At 71.2% G+C, this 12,366-nt stretch carries 14 protein-coding genes; 5 read left to right on the plus strand and 9 right to left on the minus strand.

Annotated elements, in window-relative coordinates; translation table 11 throughout:
* Positions 1 to 14: 14 nt before the first annotated feature.
* Positions 15 to 977, plus strand: coding sequence for an amino acid ABC transporter permease (locus tag ACF08N_RS18310; RefSeq protein ID WP_392325641.1), 963 nt, complete (start codon positions 15 to 17; stop codon positions 975 to 977).
* Between the two features lie 5 nt (positions 978 to 982).
* Complete coding sequence (locus ACF08N_RS18315; protein ID WP_392325703.1) at positions 983 to 1,735, plus strand: amino acid ABC transporter ATP-binding protein; 753 nt, start codon at positions 983 to 985, stop codon at positions 1,733 to 1,735.
* Positions 1,736 to 1,798: 63 nt separating this feature from the next.
* On the opposite strand, the gene ACF08N_RS18320 is transcribed toward ACF08N_RS18315, so the two are convergent.
* Positions 1,799 to 2,578, minus strand: a complete 780-nt coding sequence (locus ACF08N_RS18320; protein WP_392325642.1) for a class I SAM-dependent methyltransferase — start codon at positions 2,576 to 2,578, stop codon at positions 1,799 to 1,801.
* Between the two features lie 80 nt (positions 2,579 to 2,658).
* Here ACF08N_RS18320 and ACF08N_RS18325 point away from each other — a divergent pair, with 80 nt between their 5' ends.
* Complete coding sequence (locus ACF08N_RS18325) at positions 2,659 to 3,273, plus strand: CGNR zinc finger domain-containing protein (protein ID WP_392325643.1); 615 nt, start codon at positions 2,659 to 2,661, stop codon at positions 3,271 to 3,273.
* On the opposite strand, the gene sodX is transcribed toward ACF08N_RS18325, so the two are convergent.
* Complete coding sequence (sodX, locus tag ACF08N_RS18330; RefSeq protein ID WP_392325644.1) at positions 3,192 to 3,617, minus strand: nickel-type superoxide dismutase maturation protease; 426 nt, start codon at positions 3,615 to 3,617, stop codon at positions 3,192 to 3,194. The genes ACF08N_RS18325 and sodX overlap by 82 nt on opposite strands.
* 149 nt (positions 3,618 to 3,766) lie before the next feature.
* Between sodX and sodN the strand changes: the two genes are divergently transcribed.
* A complete protein-coding gene (gene sodN / locus ACF08N_RS18335) occupies positions 3,767 to 4,162 on the plus strand; it encodes a superoxide dismutase, Ni (RefSeq protein WP_089511141.1) in 396 nt (131 codons plus the stop codon).
* Positions 4,163 to 4,235: 73 nt separating this feature from the next.
* Here sodN and ACF08N_RS18340 read toward each other — a convergent pair whose 3' ends face one another.
* The 4 genes from ACF08N_RS18340 to ACF08N_RS18355 all read right to left on the minus strand — a co-directional run bounded on the left by ACF08N_RS18340 (position 4,236) and on the right by ACF08N_RS18355 (position 9,331).
* The gene (locus tag ACF08N_RS18340; protein ID WP_392325645.1) at positions 4,236 to 5,108 is read right to left on the minus strand and encodes a geranyl diphosphate 2-C-methyltransferase; all 873 of its coding nucleotides are present in this window, start codon (positions 5,106 to 5,108) and stop codon (positions 4,236 to 4,238) included.
* Between the two features lie 110 nt (positions 5,109 to 5,218).
* Positions 5,219 to 6,529 carry a family 2 encapsulin nanocompartment cargo protein terpene cyclase gene (locus ACF08N_RS18345; protein ID WP_392325646.1) on the minus strand — a complete coding sequence of 437 codons (1,311 nt, stop codon included), beginning with the start codon at positions 6,527 to 6,529 and terminating at the stop codon, positions 5,219 to 5,221.
* 35 nt (positions 6,530 to 6,564) lie between these two features.
* The gene (locus ACF08N_RS18350; protein ID WP_392325647.1) at positions 6,565 to 7,998 is read right to left on the minus strand and encodes a family 2B encapsulin nanocompartment shell protein; all 1,434 of its coding nucleotides are present in this window, start codon (positions 7,996 to 7,998) and stop codon (positions 6,565 to 6,567) included.
* 349 nt (positions 7,999 to 8,347) lie between these two features.
* The gene (locus ACF08N_RS18355; protein ID WP_392325648.1) at positions 8,348 to 9,331 is read right to left on the minus strand and encodes a LysR family transcriptional regulator; all 984 of its coding nucleotides are present in this window, start codon (positions 9,329 to 9,331) and stop codon (positions 8,348 to 8,350) included.
* Between the two features lie 194 nt (positions 9,332 to 9,525).
* On the opposite strand from ACF08N_RS18355, the gene snpA reads away from it, so the two are divergent.
* Positions 9,526 to 10,206, plus strand: coding sequence for a snapalysin (snpA, locus tag ACF08N_RS18360; protein ID WP_392325649.1), 681 nt, complete (start codon positions 9,526 to 9,528; stop codon positions 10,204 to 10,206).
* Between the two features lie 128 nt (positions 10,207 to 10,334).
* Here the strand turns inward: snpA and ACF08N_RS18365 are convergent, their stop codons facing one another.
* The 3 genes from ACF08N_RS18365 to ACF08N_RS18375 form a co-directional block, all read right to left on the minus strand.
* Positions 10,335 to 10,778, minus strand: coding sequence for a DUF6304 family protein (locus ACF08N_RS18365; protein ID WP_392325650.1), 444 nt, complete (start codon positions 10,776 to 10,778; stop codon positions 10,335 to 10,337).
* 105 nt (positions 10,779 to 10,883) lie between these two features.
* On the minus strand, positions 10,884 to 11,108 hold the full coding sequence (locus ACF08N_RS18370; RefSeq protein WP_392325651.1) for a hypothetical protein: 225 nt from the start codon (positions 11,106 to 11,108) through the stop codon (positions 10,884 to 10,886).
* Between the two features lie 144 nt (positions 11,109 to 11,252).
* Positions 11,253 to 12,284: a family 2 encapsulin nanocompartment cargo protein polyprenyl transferase gene (locus ACF08N_RS18375; RefSeq protein WP_392325704.1), complete on the minus strand. Its 1,032-nt coding sequence runs from the start codon at positions 12,282 to 12,284 to the stop codon at positions 11,253 to 11,255.
* Between the last annotated feature and the right edge of the window lie 82 nt (positions 12,285 to 12,366).

Raw genomic sequence — 12,366 nt, forward strand, 5'->3', positions numbered from 1 at the left:
GAAGGGCAGTCACTGTGACTGACAAGTTCGACAAGACACCCGCCGACGGGCCACCCGCGACGACGGCGGTCGACAAGGGGTCCTCCACGCCCCCTGAGCAGATCAAGGCCATTCCGGTCAGGCACTGGGGCCGCTGGGTCAGCGGCGTCGTCGTCGTGGCCCTGCTGGGCACGCTGGCCTACTCGTTCTCCCAGGGCGATGTCACCTGGGGGACGGTCGGCGACCTCATCTTCGACGACCGGATCGTCACCGGCATGGGCCGCACGCTGCTGATCAGCGTGCTGTCGATGCTGATCGGTCTGATCCTGGGCGTCGTCTTCGCGGTCATGCGGCTGTCGAAGAACCCGGTGACCGGTGCGGTGGCCTGGCTGTACATCTGGTTCTTCCGCGGCACGCCCGTGTATGTGCAGCTCCTGCTGTGGTTCAACCTCGCGCTGATCTTCCCCGTCCTGAACCTCGGGTTCTACAAGGACGAGATGGTCGACGTGATGACCCCGTTCATGGTCGCGCTGCTCGGCCTGGGTCTGAACGAGGGCGCGTACATGGCCGAGATCGTCCGGGCCGGCATCCAGTCCGTCGACGAGGGCCAGACCGAGGCCTCGCACGCGCTGGGCATGTCCAGCGGCAAGACCATGCGGAGAATCGTTCTCCCGCAGGCGATGCGGGTGATCGTGCCGCCGACCGGCAACGAGTTCATCAACCTGCTGAAGACCTCGTCGCTGGTGTCCGCCGTGCAGTACACCGAGCTGCTGCGCGCCGCTCAGAACATCGGCTCCACGTCGTTCGCCATCATGGAGACGCTCCTGGTGGCCTCGGTCTGGTACCTGGCGCTGACCAGCGTGTTCAGCATCGGCCAGTACTACGTCGAGCGGTACTACGCCCGCGGTTCGCTGAGGCAGCTGCCGCCCACTCCGTGGCAGCGGGTCAAGAGGAACCTGTTGCCCTTCACCGGTAACAGGGGAGGTGTCCAGGCATGACCGCGATGGTGAAGGCCGAAGGCGTCCACAAGTCCTACGGCGCCGCGCACATCCTGCGCGGCATCGACCTCGAGGTCGCCCCGCGCGAGGTGTTCTGTCTGGTCGGCCCGTCCGGCTCCGGCAAGTCCACCTTCCTGCGGTGCATCAACCACCTGGAGAAGATCAACGCCGGCCGGCTGTCGGTCGACGGCCAGCTGGTCGGCTACCGGCAGAAGGGCGACAAGCTCTACGAGCTGAAGGACAGCGAGGTCGCGGCCCAGCGCCGGGACATCGGCATGGTCTTCCAGCGCTTCAACCTGTTCCCGCACATGACCGCGCTCGCCAACGTCATGGAGGCGCCGATCCAGGTCAAGGGCGAGACCAGGGCCGTCGCCCGGGAGCGGGCCGAGCGGCTGCTGGACCGGGTCGGACTGGCGGACAAGGCCGGGAACTACCCCTCGCAGCTCTCCGGCGGTCAGCAGCAGCGCGTCGCCATCGCCCGTGCGCTGGCGATGGAGCCGAAGCTGATGCTCTTCGACGAGCCGACCTCGGCCCTCGACCCGGAGCTGGTGGGTGACGTCCTCGACGTCATGCGCGGCCTCGCCGAGGACGGCATGACGATGATCGTCGTGACGCACGAGATGGGCTTCGCGCGTGAGGTCGGCGACTCGCTGGTCTTCATGGACGGCGGCGTGGTGGTCGAGTCCGGGCACCCGCGCGACGTCCTGGGCAACCCGCAGCACGAGCGCACGAAGTCCTTCCTGTCGAAGGTGCTGTAGAGCGCGGAAAGGGGCGGTACGGACACGAGGTCCGTACCGCCCCTTCGCTGTGTGCCGGTGCGCCTACTTCAGCGCGAGCACCAGCGCGTCGCACGGGGACGCCCACACCGCCCGCGCCTCACCGAAGCCCGCATCCCGCAGGGCGCGCGCGTGCCAGTCGGCGGACGGGGTGTCGCCGTCGGCGTGCTCGCCGTAGATGCGGAAGCGCTCCGCGGTCGGCTCGGCGAGGACCGGGTCCTTGGCGGCCAGTGCCCACCAGTCGGCCCAGTCCAGCGCCCCGGCGGCACGGGCGCGGTCCATGCCGGCGTGGCGGTGGGCGCGCTCGGCCGCGTTGATGCGGGGCGTCGACTGGTCCTTCATGTGGTCGGCGTTCATGAACACGCCGCCGTCCCGCACCAGCCCCCCGATCTGCCCGTAGAGCGCGGCGAGCGGCTCGCTGTGCAGCCAGTGCAGGGCGGTCGCCGTCAGGACGGCGTCGTACGAGGTGTGGGGCAGGGCGGCCGTCCAGTCGGGGTCCTTGAGGTCGGCGGTGACGAACGCGACGCGCTCGTCCCCGGCGAAGTAGCCCCGGGCGATGGTCAGCAGCGCGGGGTCGAGGTCGACGCCCGTGCTCGTCGCCTTCGGGAACCGCCGCAGCAGCCGGTCCGTGATACTTCCCGTACCGCAGGCGAGATCCAGCACCCTCGCCTCGGGGCCCACCGTGGCCTCGACCATGTCCAGCATCACCCGGAACCGCTCCTCGCGGTCGGGCATGTACCACTCCTGCTGCCGGTCCCAGCTCTCCTGCCAGGCCCGCCAGTCGGCCGCCGTACCCGTCCCCGCACCCGTACTCGTCTCCACCACCGGAACCCTCTCGTTCGTAATACCCTCGAAGCATCAGCAGCTGTTACGCCGACACTAGACCGTCGCGGTAAGGACTACAAGTGGAACTGGCCTATTACTCGGACTATGCCGTACGCCTGGTCAACACCGAGGAGCCGGGCCGCAGCAAGGACTCGCTCACCTCTGTCGAGGCCGTCCGGGAACTGTTCGGCGCCTCGACACAGGCCGCGCGCCGCGCCACGGACTCGGACGTCACCCGCTTCCGTTCCGTGCGCGCCCGCCTGCGCGCCGTCTTCGCCGCGGCGGACGCGGGCGAGGAGACCCAGGCGGTCGACCTGCTCAACTCGCTGCTGCTGGAGTTCCCGGTCAGCCCGCAGATCTCCGGGCACGACCACCGCGACGAGGACGGCCGGCCCAAGTGGCACATGCACCTCGCCGACCACCCGTCGAACGCCACTGCGGGATACGCGGCCATCGCGGCGATGGGCCTCGCCTTCCACCTGACCGAGTACGGCGTCGACCGCCTCGGCCTGTGCCAGGCGGCCCCCTGCCGCAACGCCTACCTCGACACCTCGACCAACCGCTCGCGCCGCTACTGCTCCGACCGCTGCGCCACCCGCGCCAACGTGGCCGCCTACCGGGCCCGCAAGCGCCTGGAGACCGAGCGGTCGGCGAACACGGGCCGCAGCGCGGAGACCGCCCAGGACGCCACGTAGAGCGGGGTGCGCCGGCGCCCGGGCAGCATCGGCCGGTACCGGACGCGCACCCGCGCCAGCACCAGCTCGTCCGGCACGGTGCCGAACGCGCGGCTGTCCACGACCTCGTCGTCCGGATTGTCCCCGAGGACCCACCAGCCGCCGTCGCGCCGCTCGATCAGCCGCTTCACGATGAGCAGGTCCTGCTGGAGCGGGTGGCGCAGCACGGCCACGTGTCCCGGACGCACCTCGGCGCCGTTGTGCACGAGCAGCTGGTCGCCGTGCCACAGCGTCGGATACATCGACCGGCCGGTCACCTCGGCGATGCCGAACGGCGCCCTCGGCTGCTGCCCCTGCTCACTCATCGGCCACCTCCGGCTCCACCGTATGTTCGCCCACCGGTCCCATGGTGACCCCGGACTTTTGTCCTAAGCCCCTGGGGGCACTCGCGAAAACACCTCGGTCACGGAGTAATCTCCCACCTGAGAAGACGATCACGAGGAAGGACAGCTCCATGCTCTCCCGCCTGTTTGCCCCCAAGGTGAAGGTCAGCGCCCACTGCGACCTGCCCTGCGGTGTCTACGACCCGGCCCAGGCCCGCATCGAGGCGGAGTCGGTCAAGGCCGTCCAGGAGAAGTACCAGGCCAACGAGGACCCGCACTTCCGCGCCCGCGCCACGGTCATCAAGGAGCAGCGCGCGGAGCTCGCCAAGCACCACGTCTCGGTGCTGTGGAGCGACTACTTCAAGCCCCCGCACTTCGAGAAGTACCCGGAGCTGCACCAGCTGGTGAACGACGCCCTGAAGGCCCTTTCGGCCGCGAAGGCGTCCACGGACCCGGCGACGGGCCAGAAGGCCCTGGACTACATCGCCCAGATCGACAAGATCTTCTGGGAGACCAAGAAGGCCTGACCCGGGCCGAGCACAGCAGGGAGCGGCCCGGCCGGGTGAACCGGCCGGGCCGCTCCCTGCTGTGCCTCTCGCGTCAGACGCGGTCCGCGACGATGAGCAGGTAGTGGAAGCTGCCCTCCTTGTACGCCGTCAGGAACGGCTCCTCGATCCCGGTCGCCAGCGCCGACTTGGCGCGCAGCTCCCAGTACGGGATCGTCTGCGCGGTCAGGTCCACGACGTCGATCGGCGTCAGGTTGTTGGCCGCGAGCGCCTTGAAGTACTCGCTGCGCGGATGGATGTTGCAGGTGTAGTGCTCGTCGATGCGGCTGACCGCCTTGGAGCGCAGCCCGGTGAGGTCGTTGGAGCAGCCGGTGATGCAGACGTAGCGGCCGCCGAACTCCAGCAGCCGGGAGAACTCGGCGTACAGCTCGTACAGGTCCACGTACATCGTGGTCTCGTTCGTCCAGATCGCCTTGCGCGAGCCGGTCTCGAAGCCGGTGTCCAGCATGTTCTTGAAGTGGAACCTCACCCGGTCGTCGACGCCGCGAAGCTTCGCCTGCTCGTTGGCGAAGCCGACCTGGTACTCGGAGATGGACACGCCGTCGATCCGGCAGCCGAACCGCTGCTCGGCCATGATGCTGGTGCCGCCGCGACCCGAGCCGGCGTCCATCAGGGTGTCGCCGGGCTTGATGTCGCCGAGGTGGTCGAGCAGCACGTCGGCCTGGGCGGTCTCCAGGCGGTGCAGCTCCTGGGTGATCCGCTCCTCGCGGGTCTTCTCCGGTCCGGCGAGGACGGAGGGGTCGTAGTCGCCGATGCCGTAGTGGTGGTGGTAGAGGCCGTCGACCTCGCCGAGGCGGAGGTTGACCGGGTCCTGCTGGTTGGTGTTCCAGTACTCGGCAACGGACTTCTGGTAGGCGGTCCGCAGAACGGGGTCCTTGGCCGGGCTCGTCGTCGTGGTGATGGTCATGGTGACTGCTCCTCAATCGGGTGAAGACGAAGGGGTGAAGGCCGGGCACCGCCGCCCGGCACGCCCTGGCGGAGGGGGGATGCGCCGGGCTCGGCCGGCCGGAGCGGTGCTCAGCTCTCGGCGGCGACGCGGTAGCGGGCGCTGCCCGCGTGCCACTCGCGGTTGCCGCCCACCCAGAACCACGTGCCGGTCAGGAAGCGGCGCAGCTCGGGAGAGCCGGTGGCGGCGAGGGCGGCGGCCTCCGCCTCGTAGGTGTGCATCAGCTCGTCGTGGATCAGGACACTGCGCTCGACCGCCTCCTGCATCGAGCACTGCTCCTCGGCGGCGATGAGCATGGGCAGGCTGAAGTCCGTGGGATCTTCCTTGCCCATCGAGTACAGGTCGTTCATGAGCACGGTCGCGGTGCCGGCCAGGTTGAACGCGCGGCGCACCCGCGGGTCGGCGAACTCGGCCTGCGGGACCTCGTAGCCGGCGATGGCGTCGACCAGCACCATGCAGGGGACGAAGCTGTTCTCGTGCCGGTGCATCAGGTACTCCCACACCGGCGGCCGCTGTCCCTTCGTGTGCCAGACCGCCTCCTGGTTGTACGCGACGAACATGATGGCCAGTTCGTGGCGGAGCCGGCGCACCTGGGACGTCGTCGCGTACCCGGCGAGGTTGTCCAGCGCGGAGCGGAGCGCCATCGCGACCGGGTCCTTCCGCACCACCTCCTCCAGCTGCGGTGCGTAGCGCAGCGGGAGCTGGGCCTGGTCGATCACCGAGTGGCAGATCGCCAGGCGCTGTCCGAGCAGGTCGTGGCGCGCCTCCTCCACCTCGCCGTCGACGCAGTGGTCGTCGACGGCCCATTCGGACAGTCCGCACTTGGCCGCCGCCAGCAGCCGGTCGGGGTCGTCCGTCTCGGGGTGGGCGAGCATCATGAGGCGCCCGAAGTCGGCCGAGCGGACCTTGTCGAGCTGACCGGGATAGATCCCGACCTCCTCGGCCCACGCGACCAGCCGCTCGTTCACCGCCTCGCCGAGAGCGGGGTCGTCACGGACGGCGGGCGGGCAGTGGAGCACGATGGTGCCGTCGCGCGCGGTGTCCTGCCGCGGGGCGCCTCTCGCCGGGGCCGATGACCCCGGCTCCGGCTCCCGGACCGTGAGCCGCGCCGCCGACGTGCCCAGGCCGGTGGGACCGGCCGGGAGAGGCAGCGCGGGACGCGGCGGCCGTACGGCAACGGGCGGAGCCGGGGGCGGGACGAGGGCACGGGCCGCCGAGGTGCCGAGACCGGTGGGGCCGCCGGGGGCGGGCGGCGCAGCGGGGTGCGCGGGCGCTGTCAGCTCCCGTCGTGCGGGCCGCGCCGGATCGGCCAGCAGCGCCCCCACCAGGCCGGCGATGTCGTGGCCGGCTGCGGGTGCGAGCACCCGGGACATCAGTGACATGGCCTCAGCCCTCCTTCGCAGCCGGGTGCGGGTGCTCAGGCACGCGGACGGACCTCGACGTTCTCGAGGATGCCGATGGCGTCGGGGACGAGGATCGCGGCCGAGTAGTAGGTGCTGACGAGGTAGGACATGATCGCCTTCTCGTCGATGCCCATGAACCGGACGTTGAGCCCCGGCTCGTACTCGTCCGGGATGCCGGTCTGGTAGAGGCCGATGACGCCCTCGTTGTCCTCGCCGGTGCGCATGGCGATGATCGACGACGTGTGCTGCTCGGTGACCGGGATCTTGCCGCAGGGCAGGAGCGGGATGCCGCGCCACGCGGGCAGCTGGTGACCGCCGACGTCCACGCTGCCGAAGTACAGGCCGCGCTTGTTGCACTCCTTGCCGAACGCGGCGATCGCGCGCGGGTGGGCGAACAGGAACTGGGTGCCGCGCCGCATGCTGATCAGGTCGTCGAGGTCGTCGGGGGTCGGCGGGCCCGACGGACTCTGGATGCGCTGGTTGTACTCCGCGTTGTGCAGCAGCCCGAACTCGCGGTTGTTGACCAGCTCGTGCTCCTGCGCCTCGCGCAGCGCGTGGATGGTGAGCCGCAGCTGCTGCTCGGTCTGGTTCATGGGCTGGTTGTAGAGATCGGCGACCCTGGTGTGCACCTTCAGCACCGTCTGGGCCACGCTCAACTCGTATTCACGCGGCGAGAGTTCGTAGTCGACGAAGGTGGTGGGCAGGTCCGGCTCGCCGTCGTGGCCGGAGAGGAAGTCGATCGCGACCTCGCCGTACTTGTTCGTCCGCTTGTGACCGTCGGAACTGAGCGACTGCACGTGGGCGCGCAGCGCCTCGTGCTGGTCGGCGACCGACTTGTAGGCGGCCTGCGACAGCGCGAGCACCGTGGTCGTGGTCACCGCGCGGACGGTGAACTCCCACTTGCCGTTGCCGCCCGCCAGCATCTGACCGCCGAACGAGTCGCCGTCGGCGAGCATGCCGAGCCGGGCCTCCTGGTCGTCGTACTTGCCGCTGCCGACCTTCTCGACCTTGCCGTGCGCGATCAGGAAGACCTGGTCGGCCTTCTTGCCCGCCTGCACGATGACCTGGCCGGGCTCGTATTCCTTCTGGACGAACTTGTCGGCGAGGGCGCCGAGCGCGGTGGTGTCGTCGAACTTGTTCAGCAACGGCAGTTCGGCCAGCTCCGCGGGGACGACCCGCACCTTGGAGCCGTTCTTGATGAAGGTCAGCCGGCCGTCCCCGACGGCGTACGACAGGCGGCGGTTGACCCGGTAGGAGCCGCCGGGCACATGGACCCACGGCAGCTTGCGCAGCAGCCAGCGCGAGCTGATCTCCTGCATCTGGGGTTCGGACTTGGTGGTCGTCGCCAGGTTCCGCGCGGCCGCGGTGCTGAGGCTGAGCTGCTCCCGCGCGGCGTCCTGTCCCTGACCGTCGCGGCTCGTGGTGGTGGGTGTCGTGTCGACCGACATCGATGGGCACTTCCATTCGTACGGTGGCGATCCACGCCGAAGAAGGCCGGGCACACGGGCGCCCGACCAGGCGTGATCACTGTTCGCACACAGTCGTAACGCATCGTGATCTTGGATGGCGTCAGGGCTTCCGACGTGCCGCAGTGTGCGGCCGATCACGCTCCCCCGCTCTGCGCCCCCTCGCGCCCCCACGCGTCCCGCTCGCAAGGCCCGGCCCCGTACGGTGCATGATCGTTCTTGCGGGCATCATGCACGAGGGCGTGCCGGTTCCCGCCGTTGTCCGCGCGGGTTGGCGCGCCGGAAACCACCAGACGCGTTTCAGCGAGCAGCGCGCGGCCTCCTGGCCGGCTCAGGCCGCGGGTACGGGAGTCCGGTCCGGCGCGGTCCCGTGCAGCAGAGGGCTCCTGTGGTGCAGCAGCCACTGGCGGTACGCCGCCGCCCGCAGGGCCGCCTCGCGGTAGGACGCAGCCAGGTCCGCGTACACCGCCTCGTGCAGTTCGTGCGCGCCCGGCCGGGAGAACAGCAGCAGCCGCACGGCGAGCGGGTCACCGCGCAGCGGGCGGATCGCCATGTCCTCGCGCGGTCCCGACGTCGGCTGGCAGGGGGCGACCACCTCGCCGACCGCGATCAGGGACGCGGCCGTGTGGTAGTCCCCGTGCAGGACACGCGGGTTGAGCCCGGCGGCGCCCAGCACCCGGCGCAGTCCGTCCCACTCGCCGTCCACCGTCGGGTCGACCATCCAGTTGTCCTGCGCGAGGTCGGCCAGTTCCACGACGGAGGCCGCCGCGGCGGGATGGTCACGGGCCATGGAGACGAACTGCGGTTCGCGGTCGACCAGTACGCGTGCGACGAGCCCGTCGGGCACCTGCAGCGGACAGCCCTCCACCTCGTGCACGAAGGCCACGTCCAGCAGGCCGGACGCCACCATGCGCAGCAGCGCGTTGGCCGAGACGTCCATGTGGAGCGAGAGGTCGGTGCCCGGCAGCCGGCCGCGGAGCCGCCGCAGCCAGCCGGCCAGCGCCCGGCTGGCGGTGGAGCCGATACGCAGCAGCGGACCGCCCTCCCGTGCGGCCGCGGCCTTCGCCTCGGCGACGAGCGCGGTCATCTCCGAGACGAGCGGGCGGGCCCGGCTGAGCACGGAACGGCCCAGCGGGGTCGGGCGGCAGCCGGTCCGTTCGCGCGAGAACAGCGGCCCGCCGAGGAAGCTCTCGATACGGCGCAGCTGCGTGGTCAGCGACGGCTGGCTCACGCCGAGCCGCCGGGCGGCTTTGTGCAGGCTGCCGGTGTCGGCGATGGCGCACAGCGCACGCAGGTGCCTCACCTCGAGCTCCATGCCTTCGAGCCTAGGACGGCCCCAACTGCCGCACCAGACACCGTTGTCGGGGCACGACGGGCGGATCGGGACATGGTGCGGCCGGTGCGGGTGATGCGTTCGCGTTATCGCCCCCTGGCATCATCCCCGCGGGGTGTCCTCTCCCCGACACTCGGCCTACCGCATTCCGTTCGACGGACGAGCAGGAGCCCCCCATGCGTCACCCCAGAACGTTACTCTCGGCCGCCCTCGGCCTCGGTCTCACCGCCGCGCTGGGCGCCGTCCCCGCGACCGCTGCCGCCTCCTCCCCGGCCAACTCCCCTGCGGCCACGGCAGCCACCTCCTCGTACACCACCCCCTCGTACGCCGCCTACGAAGGCTCGGGCGAGGACGCGAAGGCCACCCGGGCCTTCTTCGACGCGGTGGTGAAGTCGGTCGCGAAGAAGCGTGCCGCGAACCCCGGCGCGCAGGCCGTCACGGTCGTGTACAACGCGAGCAACGCGCCCAGCTTCCGCAGCCAGATAGCCGGCAGCACGCGCATATGGAACAGCTCGGTCGGCAACGTCCAGCTGGTCGAGGGGTCCGGCGCGGACTTCTCGTACTACGAGGGCAACGACCCGCGCGGCTCGTACGCGAGCACCGACGGCCACGGCCGCGGCTACATCTTCCTCGACTACCGCCAGAACCAGATCTACAACTCCACCCGCGTCACCGCCCACGAGACCGGGCACGTGCTCGGCCTGCCGGACCACTACTCCGGCCCGTGCAGCGAGCTGATGTCGGGCGGCGGACCCGGCCCGTCCTGCCAGAACGCGTACCCGAACGCGCAGGAGCGCTCCCGGGTGAACCAGCTGTGGGCGAACGGCCTCGCCGCCGCCCTCGCCCGCGTCTCCTGACACACGCCTCCTCCGAGCGGCCCGCGGACGCCCCCATGGTCCGCGGTGAACGGCGCCCCGCAGCGTGGCTGCGGGGCGCCCTCGCGTGCGGCGGCCCCGGACCTCGCCATCCGGTCGCCCGCTGCCGGTCAGGCCTGGGCCGTCGCGCGGTCGCCGAGCTCGGTGCCGGGCGGCAACTGGCCCCTGATGCGCCCGAGTGCGTCCTCGAAATCGCCGTCCGCGACGCCGGCCTCGTACGCGGTGCCGCCGCAGTGCAGCGTCACCGTGAGCTCCGCGCGCACCGCCCCGGCACCGTCCTGCGCGGGCTCACCCAGTGTCAGAAGACAACTGAGCGTCGCCTGCTGCACCCCGCCGTCCGCATGGACGGGCAGCGGCATGTCCCACTCCAGTACGCAGGAGGAGAGGACGCCACCGCCGCTCTCCGCCCGCAGGGCGGCGAAGGTCGCGCCCTCGTACTCAACACCTCTGATGCGCGTGCGCACTTGGCCGTCGGCCGCGGTTATGGTGACCGCTTCCGCGCCGGCCCGGTCGCGGTACCAGCCCGCCCAGACCTCAGTCGACTCCGATGACATGCGCGGACTGTAGCGGTAGGCCCGCCTCCGGCGCGCACGAGGTGCCCCTTCGCGTGCACGAGGTGCCTCTTCGCGCGCGGGCGGCGGCCCGGGCCGCCGCCCGGCTCAGGTCTCGCCGACCTCTTCGCCGGATGTGTCGCCGTCCTTCTCGACATTCAGGGGACAGTCGGGGTTACGGCACGGCCCCGGCTCCCAGACGGGCACGAAGGCCCCGAGCGTCTTGTGCCGTTTGACGACCGTGCCGACAGGCCGACCGCAGGCGGGGCAGACGGGCTCCTCCTCCTGCGGACGGCTCGGGACGCGGCGCGAACCCTGTCCTTCACTGTCCATATGGCCAGAATATGCCGCTACGGGCGCCTCGGACAGCGGGACGGACGCGTCGGCTCGTCCTGACGTCCGTACGGGTGGGCCGTCCGCACGGGTGGGCGCTCCCGACGCACGTACGGGGGTTCTCCCGGGCGCGCCCGGGGACTCTCAGCGCGTACGCCGCGTGACGAACTCCGCCAGCGCCAGCAGGTCACCCGCCGCCGCCAGGTCCGGCACGGCGCGGGACAGCTCGCCCACCGCCCGTGACATCCGGTCGGCCGCCTGCATCTGCGCCCAGTCACGGCCCCCGGCACGCTCCACGGCGTCGGCGGCGCGCGCCACCGCCGCGGCGTTCATCGGCCCCCGGTACAGCGCGGCCAGCTCGGCGCCGGCCGCGGTGCCGGACGAGAGAGCGGCCACCACCGGCAGGGACTTCTTGTGCGCCGTCAGATCCGCTCCGGCCGGCTTGCCCGTACGCTCCGGATCGCCCCAGATCCCGATCAGGTCGTCGATGAGCTGGAAGGCGAGACCGGCCTCGCGCCCGAACCCGTCCATGGCGGCGACCTCCTCCTCCCCCGCGCCCGCGTACAGCGCGCCCACCGCGCACGCACAGCCCAGCAGCGCTCCCGTCTTGGCCGTCGCCATGCCGAGGCACTCCTCCAGCGTGACCTCCTCCGGGGCGCGCTCCTCGAAGGAGCAGTCGGCCTGCTGGCCCGCGCACAGCTCGATGACACAGGCCGCGAGCCGTGCCGAGGCGGCGACCGCGCAGGGGTCCCGGTCCTCGGCCAGCAGCCGCAGCGCGAGGGCGAGCATGGCGTCGCCGGCGACGATGGCGTCCGCCGTGCCGAACACCGTCCACGCGGTGGGGCGATGCCTGCGGGTGACGTCCTCGTCGATGACGTCGTCGTGCAGCAGCGTGAAGTTGTGTGCCAGCTCCACGGCCGCCGCGGCGCGCACGGCCCGGTGGGGGTCTCCGCCGAGCGCCCGGCAGGCGGCGAGCACGAGCGCGGGCCTGATGGCCTTGCCGCCCGCGCCCGCGGCCGGGCTGCCGTCGGCCTGCTCCCAGCCGAAGTGGTACCTCGCCACCCGGCGCATGGCGCCCGGAAGGGTGTCGACGGCGGAACGCAGCTCCGGCTGGACGGCACCGCGGGTGCGCTCCAGCAGGGCGACGGCCTCGCGGCCCTCGACGGTGTCCGGCATGGTCAACGGGCGGTCCTTTCCTCGGTGCTGTCGGCTGTCCGGGCCGGGGGCGCGGTCGGGACGCGCCCCCGGTGCGGCACGT

It is taken from the genome of Streptomyces sp. NPDC015127 (assembly GCF_043080095.1).
In the GTDB taxonomy this organism is placed as follows: domain Bacteria; phylum Actinomycetota; class Actinomycetes; order Streptomycetales; family Streptomycetaceae; genus Streptomyces.

Excerpts from the sequence above, each read along its gene's own strand:
- ACF08N_RS18315 (WP_392325703.1), top strand. The coding sequence starts at position 983 with ATGGTGAAGGCCGAAGGCGTCCACAAGTCCTACGGCGCCGCGCACATC.
- sodX (WP_392325644.1), bottom strand. The coding sequence starts at position 3,617 with ATGAGTGAGCAGGGGCAGCAGCCGAGGGCGCCGTTCGGCATCGCCGAG.
- sodN (WP_089511141.1), top strand. The coding sequence starts at position 3,767 with ATGCTCTCCCGCCTGTTTGCCCCCAAGGTGAAGGTCAGCGCCCACTGC.
- ACF08N_RS18340 (WP_392325645.1), bottom strand. The coding sequence starts at position 5,108 with ATGACCATCACCACGACGACGAGCCCGGCCAAGGACCCCGTTCTGCGG.
- ACF08N_RS18345 (WP_392325646.1), bottom strand. The coding sequence starts at position 6,529 with ATGTCACTGATGTCCCGGGTGCTCGCACCCGCAGCCGGCCACGACATC.
- ACF08N_RS18350 (WP_392325647.1), bottom strand. The coding sequence starts at position 7,998 with ATGTCGGTCGACACGACACCCACCACCACGAGCCGCGACGGTCAGGGA.
- ACF08N_RS18355 (WP_392325648.1), bottom strand. The coding sequence starts at position 9,331 with ATGGAGCTCGAGGTGAGGCACCTGCGTGCGCTGTGCGCCATCGCCGAC.
- snpA (WP_392325649.1), top strand. The coding sequence starts at position 9,526 with ATGCGTCACCCCAGAACGTTACTCTCGGCCGCCCTCGGCCTCGGTCTC.
- ACF08N_RS18365 (WP_392325650.1), bottom strand. The coding sequence starts at position 10,778 with ATGTCATCGGAGTCGACTGAGGTCTGGGCGGGCTGGTACCGCGACCGG.
- ACF08N_RS18370 (WP_392325651.1), bottom strand. The coding sequence starts at position 11,108 with ATGGACAGTGAAGGACAGGGTTCGCGCCGCGTCCCGAGCCGTCCGCAG.
- ACF08N_RS18375 (WP_392325704.1), bottom strand. The coding sequence starts at position 12,284 with ATGCCGGACACCGTCGAGGGCCGCGAGGCCGTCGCCCTGCTGGAGCGC.